This is a genomic window from Micromonospora sp. WMMA1949, from assembly GCF_027460145.1.
Lineage (GTDB): Bacteria > Actinomycetota > Actinomycetes > Mycobacteriales > Micromonosporaceae > Micromonospora.
Genome location: NZ_JAPZBG010000001.1, coordinates 4,858,130 through 4,878,103, shown reverse-complemented (window position 1 = coordinate 4,878,103; position 19,974 = coordinate 4,858,130). Strand labels below are relative to the sequence as shown.

Genomic DNA, 19,974 nt, shown 5'->3' with positions numbered 1-19,974 from the left:
CGCACAGCCGGAACACAAACTGGAGGTCTACCGCAGCCTCGGGCTGCACCTGTCGTACGGCCCGGAAACGCGAACGGTGCGCGCAAGTGTTGACCTTGCCGCGCACCGTTGGGATTCAGTTGGTGTCCGAGGGGGGAGCTAAACACAAATTTGCAGCACCCATGCTCAGCATGGGTGCTCATGCCGTGATTTTAGCAGTGTGGCATCAGAGAGAAGGGCGCGTCGATGGCAACCCCCGACGCGGCGCTGAATCTCGGCAAGGGTGGGTCATCGAGGGTGGCGAGTGACCATACGGTTCGCCCGCCAGAAAACCCTCATCGAACTGCCCAGCCCACCGGGCCCCGACGACCTCAACCCGCTGATCTGGCACGACGCGGCGCGGAGGTCCGCCACCAGCACCACCGCCGAGCTGCCGTCGTTACAGACGTCCGCGCCATCCCCACCAAAGCACGAAGGCGGTCACGCCGGTCGGCCATCCTGTTCCCGCAGCCAGTAGGCGGCGACCTCGCGGACCTGTGCGGCTGGGTCGTTGAGCGCCTCGCGCACCACGTTCGCGTACCGGTGGGGGTCCTTGCGCCACCACAGCAGGGACAGGATTGCCAGCCTCCGCACGGTGGCGTCCGGGTCCTGGCTGACGGTCTGTCCGAGAAGCGGCATGACTCGTCCGGCGACGGTGGCACCGAGACGTCGTTCGCCGAGTACGCACACCGCGTGCCGGCGGATGACGACGTGTGGCGAGGCCAGCCCGCGGATCGCTTCGTCCACCTCGTCGACAGTGATGTCGCAATACCCCCGAGCATTGAAAGGTACCTGCGGAACGTCGCCTGCCACTGCCGCGTTGTCCCTCGGCAGGCCTCCGCGGTCAGTTGCCGCTCCAATCTCGGGCCAGGTCTCCGGCAAGCCACTCGTCGTCGTAGTGGTCCCAGTCGGCTGCGCTCACCGAACATCCGCCTGGTCCTCGACGGGAAGCTGCGCCAACGCCTCGATACTGAGCCCTTTTCATCGTGATCATGCTGGTCACGGCGGGTGCAGGTGCCCTCGAGATCGATGAGAACGAGGCTCCAGGTAGGACAGCAGTCGACCAAGATCCGATGCCCCTGCCGGGAGCCTCGCCGTGCTGTCTTACCCCGCCACGATCCCGCTGTCCAGCCGAACCCTGAACCACCTCGCCGAGCTCGTCCGCACCCACCGCCGACAGCGTCGATCCCGGTGGCGGCGCCTGGACCCCGGCCGGCAAGCCCTACTCACCCTCGCTCACCTGCGCAACGGCGACACCTACACCCGCCTCGCCGCCGGATTCGGCATCAGCGTCGCCACCGCCTGGCGCTACGTCCGCGAAGCCGTCGACCTGCTCGCCGCAGCCGCCGACGACCTGGCTACCGTCATGGCCCGAGTCCGCCAGCTGGCGTGCGCGATCCTCGACGGCACGCTGATTTCGATCGACCGGGTCGCCGACCAGAGGCCCTACTACTCGGGCAAACACAAGCGGCATGGGGTCAACGTGCAGGTCATCGCGGACGCGGTAGGTCGCCTGGTCTGGGCGTCGGCCGCGTTGCCCGGTGCCACCCATGACCTGAGCGCCGCCCGCGTTCACGGCATCATCGAGGCGCTGACCAGCGCTGGAGTGATGACGTTCGCGGATAAGGGCTATCAGGCAGCCGGTGGGAGCGTGCGCACGCCGTTCAAGCGCCACCGCTACCGGCCGAAGCTGTCCCGCCGGCAGAAGGCCGTCAACCGCGCACATGCCCGTATCCGCGCCTGCGGCGAGCGCGCCATCGCCACGCTCAAGTGCTGGAAGGTCCTGACCAAACGGCGTTGCTGCCCCCGCCGCGCGACCGCGATCGTGCAGGCCATCCTCGTCCTGCACCGCGTCGAGACCAGCCGCTACTCAGGATGAAAAGGGCTCACTGTTCATCCCGAGGTTGGGTAGCGTAATCTGACCATCGGTCTCGCGGTAGACACCGTCCAGCACTGCGGCGTAGAACCGTTCGCCGGGATGTTCGGTGACGGCCGACCGAACGGCCTGCACCAACGCGTCCACCAGCGCACCCTCGAAGCCGGCCCAGTCCAACCCCACCGCCACCCCGCCATCCTGCCCCCAGGCGACCTCTCTCCCGCCGGCGGCCAACCCCGCCCTTCCATCCGCCCCGAGACCCGCCTCATTGATGACGTCGTACATCGGATGGAACCCGCGCCGTCAGTGGCGATAGCGGTTGCTGGGGGTATCCAACCGGGCGAACCCGATACCGGTGGAGCCTGGTCTGATCTTGCATCGCCCGGAGACGCGGGCAGCAGGCCCGCATGGAGTCAGTTAGAAGTCACGCCACTCGTCGAACCGCTGGTCGGCCAGATGCGCTGGCACTTCAGCCCGGGCGGCGAGTTCCACGAACGCGTCGAAGGCTTCCTCTCGGCGTAGCGTGTCGATGATCTCGTACTTCTGGTCGATGCCGTTGAGCGCCTCGACCAGCTTGCGCAAGGCCGCTTCAGCTTCGTCGGCCCGCCCACCGTGGTCCTGCGGAAGCTTGTCAATGGTGCGGACCGCGCTGGCGTATGCCTTGCAGGCGGCGGCTCCGCCTCGGGCCTCGTCGTCGACCCAGTCCCGGAACGGGTTGTTCAGGTTGGCGGCCAGCCACGTATCGGGCTTCGCGCCTTCGATGACCAGGCGCACCCCGGTGCCGCGGTACCGGGCCTTCAAGGCGGGCACGATCGATCGGCGTAGACCGCTGATGCTCAGCTGCGTCAGCGAGGCCAGGTCTGGCAGGGTATCCGCGTCCAGGCCGTAGCCATCGACAAACTCGAGAACGGCCAGATGGGTCAAGCTGGCCAGGGCAGCGGCATCGACCAGGTGACCCGGGGGCTTGCGCCAGTAGATCCGGAGGCTCTCCAATTCCTTCAGTTCCTCCAGGGCAGCAGCGGACATGGTGCCGCTGCCGTCCAGGGCGACCTCTCGAACACCGTGCAGGCCGGCAGGAACCGTAGTTCCCGCGTCGGCGCCGGTCAGGGTGAGACGAAGCCATCGGCCGTCGTCCGCCGCGGACACGGTCAGGCCCCGGGCCACTGCGGCCAGCTCAAGGCCGTGCAGGCCACGGGGCAGCCGCACCTCGCGAACATCCGCGCCAGCCAGCGACAGGTGCTGCAGACCAGTGACGGCCAAATCCACGACCGGCGGGGCGTCCCGCCACGTCAGCGACGAGACAATCGGGTGGTCTGCCAACGCGCGGCCGAGGCCACGGTCCGGGCCGGCCCACGTCAACGCCGTGCAGCGGGGCAACTGATCGAGAGCGAGGCGCGCTACCGCGAGGTCTGACCGGCGGCCGGCCGCCGCCCCGGGGCAGCGACCAGTGCGTTCAGGACGAACCGGTGCCGCTCATTCGGTCGACGAGGCTTCGCGGGCGCATGTCGATCCAGTTCTCCTCGACGTAGGCGAGGCAAGCCGCTCGGGTGCCGGGACCGTGCACAACGTGCCAGCCGGCCGGCACGTCGGCGAAGATGGGCCACAGCGAGTGCTGGCCCTCGTTGTTGACCAGGACCGTGAACTCGGCGTCGTCGTCATCGAACGGATTGGTCACGGCGTCCTCCCCAGCCCGAGCGAGCACCAGCAAGTCCGCACCATATGACCTCGTCAGACCCAGTGTCAACAGCCTCGCGCCTTTTCATCTCGGCGGAACTCGGGCATGCTGAATGGGTCGGCAGTAGCGACGATCGACAATTCGTGTTCGACGGGGGAGTTCGAGAACAGTGAAGACTGTTACGTTGGTCGAGCTGGCGACGTTCGCAAACATCGTTCCCCTGGCCTCCGGATGCCTCTGGGCCTACGCTCGCGAAGTTGCGGAGATCGCGGACAATGTCGAGTTGCGCCTCTACGACGCGCCGGTGACCGCCGACCGCCAGCAGATCCTGGCCGACCTCGTCGAGCAGTCGAGCGACGTCTACGGATTCAGCTGCTATGTGTGGAACATGGGCCTGGTCCGCTGGCTGGTCGACGAGCTCGCCGAGCGGCGTCCGGGCACCCGCTTCCTGCTGGGCGGCCCGCAGGTGATGGGCCATGCGCAGCGATACGTGCCGCCGAGCCGACCCGACGTGGCCGTTTGCAACGGCGAGGGCGAGCGGACGTTCCGCGCCTACCTGCGGGCGCTGCTGAACGACGAGCGCGACCTGTCGGGGGTGCCCGGGATCAGTTTCTGGCGGGACGGCGAGCTGGTCACCACCGACCGGCCCGAGCGGATCAAGGAACTCAGCGAAATTCCCTCGCCGTACCTCGGCGGGGTGTTCGAGCCGGGCCGTTACACCTACGCCATCCTGGAGACCAATCGCGGCTGTCCATACAATTGCGGGTTCTGTTTCTGGGGTGCGGCGACCAACTCCAAGGTGAACCGGTTCGAGACCCAGCGCGTCCTCGACGACATCACCTGGATCAGCGACAACGAGTTGAGCGTGCTCTACATCGCCGACGCGAACTGGGGCATCTTCCCGCGCGACGTGGAGATCACCCGGCATGTCGTAGCCTGCCGGGAGCGCACCGGCTACCCGCTGATGATGGGCATGAGCGCCGCCAAGAACAAGCCGGACCGGGTCTCGGACATCACCCGGTTGCTGGTCGACGGCGGCATGCTGACCAGCCAGCCGGTGTCGTTGCAGTCGATGGACAGCGGCGTGTTGAAGCTCATCGAGCGGGACAACATCCGCCCGGCGACCTACACGACTCTGCAGGAGACGCTCCGCGGGCAGAACATCAGCTCCTACACCGAGGTGATCTGGCCGCTGCCCGGCGAGACCGTAGAGTCGTTCCGCAAGGGCATCGCCGAGCTGTGCCGCGCTCGCAGCGGCACCATCGTGGTATACCCGCAACTGCTGCTGCACAACACGCCGATCTACGAGAACCGGGAGCGGTTCGGCATCACGGTCCGCCGGGTGCCCGACCCGGCCGCCGAGGCGGACGTGGTGGTCGCCACCAAGTGGGTGACCGAGGAGCAGTACCGCGAGGGCGTGGCCTTCTACTACGCGGTCCACGGCCTCTACAGTCTGCGTGGCCTCTACTATCTGGCCAATTACCTCGACCGCACCGGGGCGATGAGTTTCGACGAGCTGTTCGCCGCGGCCGCGCGGTATCTCGCCGGTCACCGGGAGGATTCGCCGATCGGCCGGTTCGTCGCCGACTCGGTCCGAGACCTGGGCAACTACTACCTGCTCAACAGCGGTACCTACCTGCACATGCTCCTGCACGGCGAGCGGGCCGAATACACCCGGCTGCTGGCCGGGTTCGTCCGCACGCAGCCGTTCTGGTCCGACCCGGACGCCCGCGCCCTCTTCGAGTTGGACCTGCTGGCGCGCCCGTTCGTGTACCGGGAAAAGCCGTCCCTGCCCGACTATGCATTCACCGAGCTGCGGGTCGCACCACGGCCGGACGGTTCGATGGAGGTCACGGCGCCGCCGGCGGCCGTGGCGATCCTCGCCGACCTGGACAGCGTTCCACTGTCCGGGAACGGGCCGCTGCTGCTGAGGCACCCGTACCGGCGCAAGATGCCGTTCCACGCCAACCAGCCGCTACAGGACAACATCGCCTACTGCGACGGCATGACCATCCAGATTCGGTCGATCCTGCCGGAGTGGACGGCCGTTCCGGCCACCATTGGAGGATAAATGCGCGCCTACCGGGAACTCTTTGCCATCCGTGAGGTCCGCTCGATGGCGCTCATTCTGCTGTTGACAAGGTTGGCCGCACCCATGCTGGCCCTCAGCCTCCTGCTGGCCGTGGTCGCCGCGACCGGCTCGTACGCCTCCGGCGGTCTCGTTCTCACCGGCTACGCCGGCGCCCTGGCGATCTTCGTACCGATCGCCGCCCGCCTGGTCGACCGCCTCCCCGCCCGGCGGGTGCTGCTCACCTGGCTCGCCGGCAACGTCATCGGGTACACCGCGACGATCGTCGCGTTGCAGGCGAAGGCACCGGTCGGCGTGTTGATCGCGTGTGCCGTCCTGCTCGGTGCGACCACGCCGCCCGCCGGACCGGTCACCCGGGGCCTGTGGCCGTCGCTGGTCCCGGCCGAGCGGCTGCAGACCGCCTACGCAATGGACGCGGTGCTCAACGAATCACTCTTCGTCGGCGGCCCGCTCCTCGTCTCGGGGCTGCTGCTGATCGCTCCCCCCACCGTCATCGTCGGGATCGTCGGCCTGTCCCTCCTCTGCGGGGTCCTGCTGCTGGTCAATGTGCCCAGCCTGCGCGACCGCCGCCCGCCGGACCAGTCCGAGCCGCGCAACTACCTCGGCCCGCTCGCCCACCCGCAGGTGCTCATCCTCCTCGGCATCATCGTGTGCGACACATTCGCGTTCGGGTCCATGGTGGTCGGCGTGCCGGCCGCGGCCGCGGACCTCGGCACGCAGACCCTGGGCGGGGCGCTGCTGAGCCTCGGCTCCCTGGGCGCTGTCATCAGCGGCGTGATCTACGGCGCCCGGCCACGAGCCGCCGCACCGGGCCGCCAACTGGCCGTGTTCCACCTGGCCGGCGCGATCCTGCTGGTGCTCGCCGGCCAGGTCAGCCTGATCGCACTGTTCGCGCTCATCATCCTGTGCATCGGCCTGGCCGGCGGCCCGCGGGACACGCTGCACCAGGTGATCCTGGGCGAGGCGGCGCCAAAGCGGTACCGGGCCGAGGCGTTCGCCTGGCTCGGCACGTTCATGTGGGTCGGCTACGCCGCTGGCACCGCCGCGACCGGTCAGTTCGTGCAGCGGGCCGGCGGGGAGACGACCGTCGCGTTCGTGGTGGCGGGCTGCGCCGCCGCCCTCGGCGCGGCGCTGTCGCTGCTCGTCCGGCCCTCTGCGCCGGATCCGGAGACGGCCCAGGCGGACGCACCGGCCGTGGCCGGGACGCAGGCGGCGGACACGACGGTCGCGCCCGGGCAGGACTCGGCGGAGACCGCGGACGCCCGCCGGGCCGGAGAGCCGGCCGTGGCGGGAGGGGCCGACGCCGACAGGTGACCGGCGCGGCGAGACCGCAGTGCGCGGTGGCCCTGTCACGTCCGCCCGCGGCCCGGCCGGCCGCGGTTCGCCGGGGTCACACTCGTGCTGCCGGTCCCGCGTCGGCGCGCTGAGCCGGCCCCCGGCTCAGCGCGTCAGCGCCGGCACCGATGAGAACTCCGGCAACATCATCCGTAGGTGCACGGTCATGCCCTGGCAGTAGGCGATGTTGTCGTCCAGTGGCTGGCCGGCCCGGAAAGGTAGCTTGCGCCGGAACGGATGGCGCATCAGGACCGGACCGTCGCCGAGATCGGGCGCTACATCGAGGGCGCGCAGCACGTCCGTGATCGCGGCCGGACCGTCGATCTCCACCGCCCCGTCGTCGCGCAGGTCGACGCGCAGCTCGGTGAACTCGTGGTCGGGTAGTGTCGGGCCCTCCCGGTACACGTACGGGCGGGCGACGAGGTCGAGCTCGAACATCGCCCGGGCATCCGGGTCGGACCAGAACGGCTGCCCGGTGACGAAGTCGCGCAGCAGCCGGGTGAACTCGTCCCGATTGCCGTGCAGGAGCATGTGCGTGTGCCGGCCGCTGTTGAGCAGGTAGTAGTTGCCCAGCTCGCGTACCGAGTCGGCGATGAAACGGCAGATCGGCGAGTCGGCGGCCCGCGTGGCGAAGTAGGCAGAAGCGCGGCTGAACAGGTCGCCGAACGAGAGCTGACCGGTGCGGTCGAGGTGGTTGGCCAGGAAATACAGGCCGCGCAGGCTGTACAGGCTCTGCATCGCGTAGTACAGGGCGACGCCCTCGTCGTACTGCTCCTCGGTCACCCACTTGGTGGCGACCACCACGTCCGCCTCGGCGGCCGGGTCGGGCACCCGGCGGACCGTGATGCCGAACCGCTCCCGGTTCTCGTAGATCGGCGTGTTGTGCAGCAGCAGCTGCAGGTATACCAGGATCATGTCGGCTCGGGCCCGGCACAGCTCGGTGAGCCCGCGGCGGAACGACTCGACCGTCTCGCCGGGTAGTGGCCAGATCATCTCGGTGAACGAGCTGATGTCCTGCTCCCGCAGCGTCCGGTGCAGCGCGGTGTAGGTCTCCGGCCGGATGTTAGCCCGCTCGATGAGCTTCAGCGTCTCGGTCTCCATCGACTGCAGGGACACCGGTTGGCTGGTGAGCATGCCGCCCTTGACCATCAGCCGGGTGATGTCGGCCACCCGGTCCGGGCGGTTCTTGGCCGCGTTCATGCCCATCATCAGCGGGTAGCCGGTGCGTTCCCGGCAGGACACGACATGCCGGGTGATCTCCACGTCGCGGGGAGCCATCCCCCAGTTCGCGTCGGCGATATAGAGCATCATGAAGCCGTTTTCGCTGATCCAGGTGATGTCGTCGAGGACGCGCTGGGTCTCGAACCGGTTCACCTTGGAGTTGGTCGCCGCACCCCAGAAACAGAACCCGCAATTGTACGGACAGCCGCGATTGGTCTCCAGGATGGCGTAGGTGTAACGGCCCGGCTCGAACACCCCGCCGAGGTACGGCGAGGGAATTTCGCTGAGTTCCTTGATCCGCTCGGGCCGGTCGGTGGTGACCAGCTGGCCGTCCCGCCAGAAACTGATCCCGGGCACGCGCGCGAAGTCGGGCTTCGGGCGCAGCAGCTGCAGCAGGTACTGCTGGAACGACTTCTCGCCCTCGCCGTCGCACACCACCACGTTGGTCCGCTCGGGTGCCACGTATTCGGTGGCGTGGCCCATCACCTGGGGACCGCCGATGATGACCTGCACCTCCGGCCGGGCCGCCAGCAGCGCGTCGATCAGCCAGCGGACCAGGCCCATGTTCCACACATAGCAGCTGAAGCCGAACACGTCGCCGCCGCGTTCGAGCAGGTCGTCGAGGATGGTCGCCCGGCCCTTCGTGACCGGTGCGTCATAGATCGAGAACGTGCACGCCTCGGCGATCGTCGGATCCAGTGCGGCGTAGCCGGACAGGTAGCCCGAAGCCAGCGGTGTGATCCCTTCGAATGCCGCCATTTCGACGAGCGTCACGGCCAGAGTGGACCTGATCGCAGCAGTTACCATTGTCTTCGAACACCGTCCCCCGTTGGTCGAAGCTCCGGTCGCCGTCGTGAACGGCACGGCAACGGATCCAGCATGCTACAACTCCGGCGCGCTGGAAAGGGTTCATCGATGTCCGTCAGCCGAAGGTTGCCAGCCTGTCCGGCCGTGGCATAGATTCGCCGAAGACGATCGACCGGGCGGGGAGGGCGATGTCGGCGCAGGACGGGGACGACATGCCCCGCTGGTTCCTCGGTGGACTGCGGACCCGCCCCGACCGGATTTCGCTGCTCTGCCTGCCCCACGCCGGCGGAGCGGCGTCCAGCTACCGCACCTGGCTGCGCGACCTGACCCCGCACGTGGACGTGCTGCCGATCCAGTTGCCCGGCCGGGAGAACCGGATGAGCGTGCCGTTCGCGGAGAGCCTCGACGCGCTGGTCGCGGACCTCACCACGGTGATCGGACGGGCCGGGCTGACCGACCTCGCGCTGTTCGGCCACAGCATGGGTGCGGTCCTCGCGACCCGCCTGTGCGGCGCGCTGGAGCAGTCCGGCCGTCCCGTCCGCCATCTGTTCGTCTCCGGTCACTTCGGCACCGGCCCGTGGCCGACCGACGCCCGACTGATCGCGCCGCCGACCGCGACCGACGAGGACCTGCTCAGGTCGCTCGCGATACTCGACCCGGCGGCCGCGCTCCGGTACGGCCACGCCGAACTGGCCGCCCTGATCCTGCCGATCCTCCGAGCGGACCTGCGGTTGCTGCACGGCACCTCGCTGGCCGACGTCACGGTGGACGCGCCGGTGACCGCGCTGGCCGGCACCGACGATCCGGTGGTCGTCGACCTCGCGGGCTGGGCCGGCGTCTCGCGGACCGACCATGCTCTCTATCGCCTGCCGGGCAACCACTTCTATCTCACCAGCCAGGGGCCGGAGCTGAGCCGGATCGTGTGCCACCGGCTCGGCCTGCCGGTCGGTGTGCCGTGAACGAGACGCCCGGCTGGTCGTACGCGACTCCGTCGTTCTCCCAGCAGCGCGTGTTTGCCGAGGAGAACCTCCAGGACATCGGCCCGGCGTACACCCTGGCCAGCGGCTTGCGGCTGCGCGGCGACCTGGATGTCGGCGCGCTGCGGGCGGCACTGGTCGAGGTCACCGCGCGGCACGAGATGCTCCGGTCGGCGATCCGGCTCGTGGACGGCCGGGCCGCGCTCGTCATCCACGACGGCCTGCCGCCGGTCCTCGAGCACCACGATCTGCGCGAGCTGCCGCCCGGCGAGCGGGAGCGGGCCGCCTGGCAGCGGCTTCGCGATGCGCAGGAGTTCATCTTCGACCTCGGCCGCGCCCCACTGTGGCGGGTGTTGCTGCTCACCGTGGCCGACGACGAGAGCTGGCTGTTCCTGACGCTGCACCACGTCATCATCGACGGCTGGTCGATGGGCGTATTGTGGCGGGACCTGACGATCGCCTACGAGGCGGCGCTGGCCGGTGTGCCCGGCCCGTTCGAGCCGCTGCCGATCACTTTCTCCGGCTACACCGCGGAACTGTCCGACACGCTGCGCGATGGGCGTCTTGACGACCTGCTGCGGCACTGGCGGGACCGGCTCGCCGACGGCGGCCGCGACCTCGAGCTGCCGCTGGACCGGCCGCGCCCGCCGGTGCGCGGCTACGACGGCGCCGGCTACGCGTTCACGCTTCCGCCGGGTCTCGCACACGAGACGCGGCGGCTGGCCACCCGACACCGGACCACGATGTTCGTGACACTGCTGGCCGTCTTCGCCCGCCTGCTGGCCCACATGGCCGGCACGGAGGACGTGGTGGTCGGCGTGCCGCTGGCCAACCGCGACCGGCCCGACACCGTCGACCTGATCGGGCTCCTGGTCAATCCGCTGCCGATCCGGCTGCCGATGGCGTCCTGCGACACGGTCGCGGACCTGATGGCTCTGGTGCGACGGGCCACGTTGGACGCCATGGCGCACCAGGCAGTGCCGTTCGACCGGCTCGTCCGCGACCTCGCGCCCCGCCGCGAGCCGGGCCGCCACCCGCTGTTCTCCGTGGTGTTCTCGGTCCAGGCCATCCCGGAGCACGGCGTGGAGTTCCCGACCCTGCGCGCCGAGGTGCTGCCGACGCCGATCGGCCCCAGCACCACGCTGGACCTCAACGTGCTGTTCCACGACACCGGCGAGCAGCTTTCCGGGTACCTCGAATACCGCACCGATCTGTTCGACCGGGCGACGGTCGAACGGCTCGCCGAACGGTTCCAGAACCTGCTGGCCGGCGCGGTGGTCGACGGGGCCCGGCTGGCCGACCTGGACGTGTGCGGTCCGGGTGAACGCCGCCGGCTGGTGACGGAGCTGGCCGTCACCGGTCCCGCCGAGCCACCCGCTGGCCTGCACACCCTGATCGAGAGCGTGGCCGACCGCCGCCCGGACGCGCCCGCGCTGGTCACCGCAACCGCTGTGATGACCTACGCGGAGCTCGACGCCCGGGCCAACGCGGTGGCCCACGCGCTGGTCGCCCGCGGTGTCGGTCCGGACCGGCTGGTGGCCGTCGGCCTGCCGCGCGGTCCCGAACTGGTGGTGACGCTGCTCGGCGTCCTCAAGGCCGGCGGGGCCTACCTGGCACTCGACCCGGCCGAGCCGACCGAGCGGCGCCGGTGGATGCTGGCCGACGCGCGGCCGGCCCTGGTGGTCACCGACGGCACGGCACTGCCCGTCGACGGCCCCACCGACCGACCCCGGGTGCGGGTCGACCCGGCCAACCTCGCCTATGTCGCCTACACCTCCGGTTCGACCGGCAGACCGAAGGGCGTCTCGATCACCCACGCCGGGCTGGTGAACTTCACCTCCGCGCGCAGCCCGATGACGCCCGTCCCGGAAGACGTGATGGCGGTCCACTCGTCCGCCGGCTTCGACGCGTTCGGATACGAGGTGTGGAGCACACTGTGCGCGGGCGGCCGGCTGCTGCTGGCACCGCCGAAGGAACGTCTCGACCCGGACGACTACCGCTGGCTGGCCCACCACTCGACCGCGATGTTCATGACGCCCGGGCTGCTCGCCACGCTGCTACGGGTGGATCCGGCGATCGCGGCCGGTCCTCGGCTGCTCGGCCTGGGTGGCGACCGGGTCGATCCCGACCTGGTGGCCCGGGCCCGGGCCCGGGCGGCGTCACCAGACCGCGTCACGCTCAACTGTTACGGCCCCACCGAGTGCACGATCGCCGCGGTGGCCGGACCGGCCTCGCGGCGCACGGCGTTCGACCGGGTACCGATCGGCCGCCCGCTGCCCGGGATGCGTGGGTATCTCCTCGACGTGCGGCTACGCCCGGTGCCCCTCGGCGTGACCGGGGAACTCTACCTGGGCGGTCCGGGCCTGGCCCGTGGCTACCTGGGCGCCCCGGCGCTGACCGCGGAGAGGTTCGTGGCCGATCCGTTCGTACGGGGTGAACGCATGTACCGGACCGGTGACCTGGCCCGCTGGCTCGACGACGGCGCGCTGGAGTTCCTCGGCCGCCACGACGACCAGCTGAAGATTCGCGGCATCCGGGTCGAGCCGGGCGAGACCGAGGCCGCGCTGCGCGAGCACCCGCTGGTGCGGTCGGCCGTCGTGGTGCCCCGCTCCGGCGCCGGCGGTCTCCGGCTGGTCGGGTACGTGGTCCCGGAGGCCGGCACCGCGCTCGACCCGGTGACCACTGCGGCCCTGCTCGACCACGTGCGCTACCGGTTGCCGGCCCCGTTGGTGCCGGCTGTGCTGGTCGGCCTGCCCGAGCTTCCGTTGACCGCCAACGGCAAGGTGGACCGGGCGGCGCTGCCCACGGTGCCGGACGCGCCGCCCGCCCCGTCACCCGAACCCCTGACGGCAGATCAGGAGCTGGTGGCGGCGGTCTGGCGCGAGGCGCTCGACCGTCCCGACATCGGGCTGGACGACGATTTCTTCGACCTGGGCGGCGACTCGCTGACCGCGCTGCGGGTGGTCGCGGAGCTGGACGCCCGCGGGGCCGGCGTCCCCCTGGCCGAGCTCTACCGGCGCGGGACCGTACGCGCGGTCGCCGCCTACCTGGCCGAGGGCGACGCTCCGCCGGGCTGAGCGATCCGGGGCGGCCCGGCCGCGATCCGGTCGCGGGTCTTGCTCACCGACACCGCCCAGGGCGGCCGAGCGTGCACCCACCAGGTCACGCCGACCTCGGACAGTCCGGCCAGGTCTGGCTCGGCGCCGTAGGCAACCAGGTCGAACCCGGGGCGGGACGGCAGGTCCAGCCGCGCAGCGATGGCCCGCAGGTCGTCCAGCGTCATGTCGGAGCCGTCCCGCTTCATCGGCACGAAGCCGTCCCACCGGGAGGCGCGGGCGACCGGCCCCCGCCGCGGCCACTGACCGCCGATCCAGATCGGGATCCGGGGACGCTGCACCGGCGTCGGGCGGAAACGCGTGCGACGGACCCGGTAGTGGGCGCCCTCGAAGTCGAAGGTCTCGCCGGACCACAGGCGGGTGACCACGGTCAGCGCCTCGTCCAGCATCGCGGCCCGGGTGGCGTCCTCGGTCGCCTCGCCGAGATCCCCGAACTCCTCGGGGAACCCACCGGCACCGGCCCCGAAGACGAGGCGGCCGCCGCTGAGCCGGTCGAGGGTCGCGTACTCCCGGGCGACCTTCGCCGGGCGACGCCGGGGCAGCGGCACGACCAGCGGACCGAAGCGGATGCGCTCGGTCCGCAGCGCGATCGCGGTGAGCGCGACCGTGGTGTCGACAATGTCGTCGGCCCAGGGCCAGATCAGCTGGTCGCAGATGAAGAACCCGTCCCAGCCGGCCGCCTCGGCCTCGACCGCCAGCTGGGCGAGCAGGCGAACATCGGCGCATTCCTCGAACGTCTCGACATAGATCCCCGTATACATCTGTCGAACCTAGAGCCCGTCCGGGCCGGGAGACAAGGGCGGTCGTACCAGGGTTCCGGCGTCACCCCGCACCGTCGGCAGCAGATGCTCGCCGACCGACACCGACGCGACGCCGCCGGCCAGGGCCTCGGCCGCCGCGACCAACTTGATCCGCATCCCGCCACCGATGCCGGCGCCGGGTCGGCTCCCCGATGCCGGCAGCCGATACCGGGCGAGGACGCTGGCCGGATCGTCCGGGTCGGCCCGTACGCCGCCGGACGCCGTGAGGAAGACGAGCCGGCGGGCGCCGAGCGCGACCGCGATCGCCGCGGCGACCCGGTCCGCGTTGGCGTTGACCGGGGTGCCGTCGTCAGCCAGGACCGGCGGCGAGACCACCGGGACGAGGCCGGCGCCCAGCAGGGTACGCAGCACATCGCCGTCGACGCCGGTGATCCGCCCGCTGTGATCGCCGCGGAGCACGACGGTCCTGCCGTCCACGGTGGCACGCACCGCGGCGCGGCGACGCGCCTGGACCAGCCCGGCGTCCAGCCCCGTGAGCCCGACCGCCCGCACGCCGTGCCGGACCAGTTCGACCACCAGAGCCGGCTTGACGTCGCCGGCCAGGGCCAGGGTGAGCACCTCCAGCGTCGCCGCGTCGGTCCGCCGGGTGACCACGCCGTCGGGCGACACGATCTCGCGCAGGGCGACGCCGAGCCGCCCGGCCAGCCGGGCCATGGCCGCGGCGCCGCCGTGCACGACCACCACCCGGGCCCCGGTCGCGGTGAGCGCCGCCACGTCGACGCCCAACGGGCCGGCCGGGACCTCTCCGCCGATCTTCACCACGGTCACGCCCATCGCGCGGCCACTCAGACCGGGTGCAGGCCGGGGAAGGCCAGGCCGAGCCGCTCCGGCCAGCCCATCCGGATGTTGAGGCACTGCACGGCGTTGCCGGCACCGCCCTTCATGAGGTTGTCCAGGGCGGCCACCGCGACCAGCTCACGGCCGTCGACGCCGAGTGCGAAGCCGACATCGCAGAAGTTGGAGCCCAGCAGGATCTTCGGCTCGGGCAGCCGGTGCGGTCCCCGTCGTTCGGCGACCACCCGAACGAACGGCTCGTCCCGGTAACGGTCCCGGTACAGCCGCCGCACGTCGACCTCGCGTACCGGGGCAGTCAACCCGACGCGGCACACCACCTGCACGCCGCGCACGGTCGGCATGCCGGACGCGCTCATCGCCACCGACAGGCCGGTGGCCTGCGCGATCTCCGTCTCGTGCCGGTGCGACACGGGTGCGAAGACCCGCATAGCGCCGCTGCGCTCGGCGTGCGTGTTGACGGCCCCCGCGCCCGCGCCGGCACCGCTGGAACCCACCCGGCCGTCGACCGTGACGGGGCCGGCCACCAGCCCGGCGTCGGCCAGCGGCAGTAACGCCAGCACGGCCGCGTTGGCCATGCAGCCGGGCACGCTGATCCGGTCCGCGCCGCCCAACTCGGCGCGGCACCGTTCCGGGTATCCGGGCACGAACGCGCCGAGCAGCTCCGGCGACGTGTGCGGGACGCCGTAGTAGCGCTCGTACCGGGCCGGGTCGGTCAGCCGAAAGTCGCCGCTGAGGTCGATCAGGGTGGGAGCCCGGTCGACGAACTCGGGTAGCAGCTTCATCGTCTCCCGGTGCGGCGTGGACAGGAACACCACGTCGCAGGCGGGCAGCCGAGCCGGATCGACGAAGGCGAGGTCCGTCAGCCCTCGCAGGTGGGGGTGCGGGCCGTCGACCCGCCGCCCGGCCAGCCGCCGGGACACCGCGCCGGTCACCGCCACCCGGGGATGGTCGAGCAGCAGGCGCAGGAGCTCGCCGCCCAGGTAACCCGAGGCGCCGACGATCCCGATCCGCAGGTCACCGCCCGTCACTCGCCCCAGTCCTCCTCGATCTCCGGGGCCTGCGCGAGCACCAGCGGCGCCACGCTCAGCACCTCCAGCTCCGACCGGCACTCCGCGCACTCGACTATCTCGTTGGGCACCACCGAATCCTGCAGCACGACGTCGCTCTCGCAGGTCGGGCACGTGGTCTGCACCATGATCGTTGCTCCTTCCGCCCGTAGGGGCGTCCTGATACCGGTGGTCCTCATCGCAGGGTGACCGATCGGGCCCGGTGCCCGAGCAGTTCGCGGGCCGCCTCGGTGACCCGCTCAACGGTGATGCCGGCCACGGCCAGCAACGTCTCCTCGTCGGCGACGGCGTCCAGATAGGATTCCGCCGCCCCGATCCGGGTCACCCGACAGGGCTGTTCGGCGCAGACGACCTCACACACCGCGCCGCCGAGCCCGCCGGTCGTCAGGTGATCCTCGACGGTGACGATGCCGGCGGTCTGTCGGGCGGCGCGCACGACCGCCGCGCGGTCGACGGGCTTGACGGTGTGCATGTCCAGCACCCGCGCGGCGACGCCAGCCCGCGCCAGTTCGTCGCGGGCGGCGAGCGCGACACCGACCGGCCGTGGGGCCGCCGCGATGATCGCGACGTCGTCGCCTGCGGCGAGTTCGACGGCCACGCCCAGCTCGAACCGGTACGGGCGGGAGTGGACGGCGGGGGTGGCGGCCCGGCCGAGCCGGATGAACACCGGTCCGGGGTGGTCGACCGCAGCCCGGACGGCGTGCTCGGTCTCCACCGCGTCGGCCGGCGCCACCAGCGTAAGGTTCGGCAGCGTGCGGGCGACCGCGAGGTCGTCCAGCGCGTGGTGCGACGGGCCGTAGTGGCCGGCCGACAGCCCGGCGTGGGTGACCACCACCCGCACCGGCAGGTTGTTGGCCGCGATGTCGCTACGCAACTGCTCACCGGCGCGCCACAGGGCGAACCCGCTCATCGTGTTGGCGAACGGGATGAGGCCGGCCGCGGCCAGGCCGGCGCAGACGCCCATCAGATTGGCCTCGGCGATGCCGACGTTGACGTACTGCCCGGGCAGCTCGGCGCCGAACGTGTCCTCGAGCCCGCCCATGTCGGAGTCCACGCAGAAGATCCGCGGATCGCGGCGGGCCAGGTCGAGCAGCGTCCGGCGGTACACGTCGCGGGTGGCTGGTGCCGGCGTGGTCACGAGGCGTCCCGCTCCCGGGACCGCAGCCCGGCCAGGGCCCGCTGGTACAGCGCCGGCGTCAGCCGGACGTAGTGGCTCTTTCCCCGGTCCTCGAACATCGGTACGCCGCGGCCCTTGACGGTCCGGGCGATGAGCACGGTCGGCCGTGCCGCTACCCGGGGAACGCCGGCCATGGCCGCCCGCAACGCGCCGAAGTCGTGGCCGTCGACCTCCTCGCAGGTCCAGCCGAAGCTGCGCCAGCGCTCGGCCAGCGGCTCCAGCGGGATGCGGTCCTCGGTGCGGCCGGTGATCTGCCAGTGATTCCGGTCCACGATGGCCACCAGGTTGTCCAGGCCGAATGCGGGCGCGGACATGATCCCCTCCCAGTTCGAACCCTCCTGCAGCTCCCCGTCGCCGAGCAGGACGAACGCCCGGGCCGGCCGGCCGGTCCGCTTGGCCGCGAGCGCCACGCCGGTGGCCAGTGACAGCCCGTGTCCGAGCGAGCCGGTCGGGAAGTCCACGCCCGGCACCTTGGCCAGCGGATGCCCGGCCAGCCGGCTGCCCGGTCGCCCGTAGGTCAGGCACTCCTCCGGTGGGAAGTACCCGTGCTCGGCGAGCACCGCGTACAGCGCGGCGCTGGCGTGCCCCTTGCTCAGCACGAACCAGTCCCGGTCCGGCCAGTCCGGCTCCCGCGGTCGCACCCGCAGCACCTCGGCGTACAGAAGGACGAGCAGGTCCACGGCGGACAGGCTGCCACCGACGTGCGTGCCGTGCTCGGTGGCCGCGATGTCCAGCACGGTACGGCGGACCCGCGCGGCCACCGCCCGCAGCGGGTCGGGCGCCGCGGTCACCGGGCCACCTCGACCGTGCGTCGCAACGCGGCCACCGTGGCCAGCCGGTCGAGGTGGTGCCACACCTTCTCGAACGCGTCCGCGCAGCGTCGCAACACCGGCCCGGCAGCCGGGTTGAGGTGCCAGCGCTGCAGCGTGAACGACCGGTCGATGAGGGCGACGGTCACCGGGTGGTCCTCAGCGCGGTACGGTCGCTGCGACACCCCGGGCAGTCGCCACGGGTAGCCGCCCGGCGCGGCGTGGTCCCGCAGTGCGGGCTGGCCGGGCAGCGGCAACGACTGGTAGGGCTGGACCGGCACACCCTCGGCCCGCAACGCTCGCTGCAGGATCGCCCGCAGCGCGCCGGCATCCAACCCGGCGTGGCCGGCCGCCGCCGGGTCGATCCGCAGCCGCAGCATGTGCCACGCGTGGGTCCGGTCCGGTGGGCACTCGGGAACCACCAGCCCAGGAAGCGCGGCCAGCCGGTCCAGCAGCGCCGCGACCTGCGCCGCTCGCGCGGCCCGCCGCTCGGCGAACCGGGCGAGTTGGCACCGCGCGAACGCGGCCTGCACGGCCGCCAGCTTCGCGTTGCCGGCGATCTCCTCGGAGATGTAGCGCCGAGGTCCGCCGCCGGCCGGCCGCTCGCCGAACTGGCGCAGCCGCCCGAGCCGCTCGTTCAGCACCGGGTCGCCCGTGGTGACCAGGCCACCTTCGCCGCAGGTCGGTAGGTTCTTGCTGGCGTTGAGGCTGAACGCGGCGGCGTCGCCGAGCGTGCCGACGTTCCGGCCGGCCCATGTTGCGCCGTGCGCCTGTGCGGCGTCCTCCAGCAGAAAGAGCCCGTGCCGGTCGGCCAGCGCGCGCAGCGCTGCCATGTCGCACGGCAGCCCGTGCAGGTGGACGGCGACGATCGCGGCGGTCCGCGGGGTGATCGCGGCCGCCACCGCAGCCGGGTCGAGCGTGTAGGTCACCGGATCGATGTCGGCGAACACCGGCACCAGCAGCCGCTGAGCCGGTGCGGACGCGGTGGCGACGAACGACAGCGCGGGGACCACCACCTCGGCGCCGGGAGGCAGGTCCGCTGCGGCCAGGGCCAGTTCCAGGGCGGCGGTACCGGAGGAGACCGCCGCGCAGTGTTCGGCTCCGGTGAACTCCGCCCACTCCCGTTCCAGGCTCTCCACCTCAGCCGCGCCGCGGCCGACGCTCGTGAAGCCACCACCGTCCAGCACGCGGCCGACCGCGCCGCGCTCGGCGTCGGTCACGATCGGCCAGGCGAGCCGGTCTCGATCGGCGTCGTCCAGCACGACCGTCCGGCTTCCACCGAACATCGCCAGCCGGTCCATCACACCCCCCGTCGCGTTCGCCGGATCGGACTCAGTCCGGTGGCAGCAGGCTCGTCACGTAGTCGACGTAGCGGACGGCCACGTCGGTGCCCAGGACCTCGGCCGCGCCGCGGAACTCGGGCGTGTGGTTGATCTCGTTGACGTAGCGGCGGCCGTCCCGGTCCTCCATCACGTCGATGCCGTAGAACCCCGGCCCGATCGCCGCGGCTGCGGCCCGCAGCAGGCGGTCGAGCTCGTCGTCGAGCGGGCACGGACGGGTCACGGCCGAGCCGGCCGTGTTGGTACGCCAGTCGGCCGCGACCCGGTACACCGCGCCGATCACCTCGTCGCCGGCGACCAGGCCACGGATGTCGCGGCCCGGCTTGTCCACGTACTCCTGCACGTAGGTGATGGCGTGCTGGGGGTTGGGCAGTGCGGCGCGGTGCTCCAGCACGGCTCGGGCCACCTCCGGGCCGTCCAACCGGGCGACCAGCCGCCCCCAGGAGCCGACCAGCGGCTTCACCACGCACGGGTAGCCGAATTCGTCGAGCGCGGCCAGCGCCGCCTCGGTGGTGAGTGCGACCATGCCGCGCGGTGTCGGTACGCCGGCGGCGCGCAGGGCGAGCGTCGTCTGTACCTTGTCGCCGCAGACCGCCACCGCCTGGGACGGGTTGACCACCGGCACGCCGGCGTGTTCGAGCAGGCGGGCGGCGTAGAGCGCGCGGTGGTGGGAGATCTCCCGAAGGAACGCGACCCGGTAGGGCGGGCGGTCGGCCGGCCCGGTGGACTCGTGACGGAACGTCAGCCGTCGGGGATCGAGCGGGTCGAACGCGACCCGGCGTTGGTCGAGCGCGGCCATGAGCCACTTCTCCTCGGCCCGGATCCGCGACGCCAGCAGGGCCAGCACCGGC

General features: G+C 71.4%; 18 protein-coding genes. 5 read left to right on the top strand and 13 right to left on the bottom strand.

Annotation, left to right across the window (positions count from 1 at the left end):
* Nucleotides 1-459 precede the first annotated feature (459 nt).
* Nucleotides 460-765, bottom strand: coding sequence for a HEAT repeat domain-containing protein (locus tag O7607_RS22955; RefSeq protein ID WP_269705240.1), 306 nt, complete (start codon nt 763-765; stop codon nt 460-462).
* 349 nt (nt 766-1,114) lie between these two features.
* Here O7607_RS22955 and O7607_RS22950 point away from each other — a divergent pair, with 349 nt between their 5' ends.
* Complete coding sequence (locus O7607_RS22950) at nt 1,115-1,897, top strand: transposase family protein (protein WP_269705239.1); 783 nt, start codon at nt 1,115-1,117, stop codon at nt 1,895-1,897.
* On the opposite strand, the gene O7607_RS22945 is transcribed toward O7607_RS22950, so the two are convergent.
* The 3 genes from O7607_RS22945 to O7607_RS22935 all read right to left on the bottom strand — a co-directional run bounded on the left by O7607_RS22945 (nt 1,889) and on the right by O7607_RS22935 (nt 3,569).
* Complete coding sequence (locus O7607_RS22945; protein ID WP_269705238.1) at nt 1,889-2,179, bottom strand: hypothetical protein; 291 nt, start codon at nt 2,177-2,179, stop codon at nt 1,889-1,891. The two genes, O7607_RS22950 and O7607_RS22945, sit on opposite strands and share 9 nt — an antisense overlap.
* Nucleotides 2,180-2,311: 132 nt before the next feature.
* Entirely contained in the window at nt 2,312-3,253 is a 942-nt protein-coding gene (locus O7607_RS22940) for a hypothetical protein (protein ID WP_269705237.1), read from the bottom strand.
* Between the two features lie 94 nt (nt 3,254-3,347).
* The gene (locus O7607_RS22935; protein ID WP_269705236.1) at nt 3,348-3,569 is read right to left on the bottom strand and encodes an MbtH family protein; all 222 of its coding nucleotides are present in this window, start codon (nt 3,567-3,569) and stop codon (nt 3,348-3,350) included.
* Nucleotides 3,570-3,852: 283 nt separating this feature from the next.
* Between O7607_RS22935 and O7607_RS22930 the strand changes: the two genes are divergently transcribed.
* Together O7607_RS22930 and O7607_RS22925 are read left to right on the top strand one after the other, a co-directional pair.
* On the top strand, nt 3,853-5,640 hold the full coding sequence (locus tag O7607_RS22930) for a cobalamin-dependent protein (RefSeq protein WP_269705235.1): 1,788 nt from the start codon (nt 3,853-3,855) through the stop codon (nt 5,638-5,640).
* A 45-nt stretch (nt 5,641-5,685) separates the two neighbouring features.
* On the top strand, nt 5,686-6,972 hold the full coding sequence (locus O7607_RS22925) for an MFS transporter (RefSeq protein ID WP_269705234.1): 1,287 nt from the start codon (nt 5,686-5,688) through the stop codon (nt 6,970-6,972).
* Between the two features lie 126 nt (nt 6,973-7,098).
* Here the strand turns inward: O7607_RS22925 and O7607_RS22920 are convergent, their stop codons facing one another.
* Complete coding sequence (locus O7607_RS22920; RefSeq protein ID WP_269705233.1) at nt 7,099-8,973, bottom strand: B12-binding domain-containing radical SAM protein; 1,875 nt, start codon at nt 8,971-8,973, stop codon at nt 7,099-7,101.
* Between the two features lie 236 nt (nt 8,974-9,209).
* Between O7607_RS22920 and O7607_RS22915 the strand changes: the two genes are divergently transcribed.
* Together O7607_RS22915 and O7607_RS22910 are read left to right on the top strand one after the other, a co-directional pair.
* Nucleotides 9,210-9,980 carry a thioesterase II family protein gene (locus O7607_RS22915; RefSeq protein ID WP_269705232.1) on the top strand — a complete coding sequence of 257 codons (771 nt, stop codon included), beginning with the start codon at nt 9,210-9,212 and terminating at the stop codon, nt 9,978-9,980.
* Entirely contained in the window at nt 9,977-13,075 is a 3,099-nt protein-coding gene (locus tag O7607_RS22910; RefSeq protein ID WP_269705231.1) for a non-ribosomal peptide synthetase, read from the top strand. Before O7607_RS22915 ends, O7607_RS22910 begins: the two co-directional genes overlap by 4 nt.
* Here O7607_RS22910 and O7607_RS22905 read toward each other — a convergent pair.
* From O7607_RS22905 to lysX, 8 genes are read right to left on the bottom strand one after another with little or no spacing between them, the layout of a single operon-like run.
* Complete coding sequence (locus O7607_RS22905; protein ID WP_269705230.1) at nt 13,042-13,875, bottom strand: LLM class flavin-dependent oxidoreductase; 834 nt, start codon at nt 13,873-13,875, stop codon at nt 13,042-13,044. The genes O7607_RS22910 and O7607_RS22905 overlap by 34 nt on opposite strands.
* Before the next feature lie 9 nt (nt 13,876-13,884).
* Nucleotides 13,885-14,709 (bottom strand): acetylglutamate kinase, encoded by an 825-nt coding sequence (argB, locus tag O7607_RS22900; protein WP_269705229.1) that lies wholly within the window; start codon nt 14,707-14,709, stop codon nt 13,885-13,887.
* A gap of 11 nt (nt 14,710-14,720) precedes the next feature.
* The gene (gene argC / locus O7607_RS22895) at nt 14,721-15,758 is read right to left on the bottom strand and encodes an N-acetyl-gamma-glutamyl-phosphate reductase (protein ID WP_269705228.1); all 1,038 of its coding nucleotides are present in this window, start codon (nt 15,756-15,758) and stop codon (nt 14,721-14,723) included.
* The gene (locus tag O7607_RS22890) at nt 15,755-15,925 is read right to left on the bottom strand and encodes a lysine biosynthesis protein LysW (protein WP_269705227.1); all 171 of its coding nucleotides are present in this window, start codon (nt 15,923-15,925) and stop codon (nt 15,755-15,757) included. Before O7607_RS22890 ends, argC begins: the two co-directional genes overlap by 4 nt.
* Before the next feature lie 47 nt (nt 15,926-15,972).
* Entirely contained in the window at nt 15,973-16,935 is a 963-nt protein-coding gene (locus tag O7607_RS22885) for a transketolase family protein (protein ID WP_269705226.1), read from the bottom strand.
* Nucleotides 16,932-17,765: a transketolase gene (locus O7607_RS22880; RefSeq protein ID WP_269705225.1), complete on the bottom strand. Its 834-nt coding sequence runs from the start codon at nt 17,763-17,765 to the stop codon at nt 16,932-16,934. Before O7607_RS22880 ends, O7607_RS22885 begins: the two co-directional genes overlap by 4 nt.
* Complete coding sequence (locus tag O7607_RS22875) at nt 17,762-19,084, bottom strand: DegT/DnrJ/EryC1/StrS family aminotransferase (protein ID WP_269705224.1); 1,323 nt, start codon at nt 19,082-19,084, stop codon at nt 17,762-17,764. The genes O7607_RS22880 and O7607_RS22875 overlap by 4 nt, the downstream gene beginning before the upstream one ends.
* 31 nt (nt 19,085-19,115) lie before the next feature.
* Nucleotides 19,116-19,970 carry a lysine biosynthesis protein LysX gene (lysX, locus tag O7607_RS22870; protein ID WP_269705223.1) on the bottom strand — a complete coding sequence of 285 codons (855 nt, stop codon included), beginning with the start codon at nt 19,968-19,970 and terminating at the stop codon, nt 19,116-19,118.
* Between the last annotated feature and the right edge of the window lie 4 nt (nt 19,971-19,974).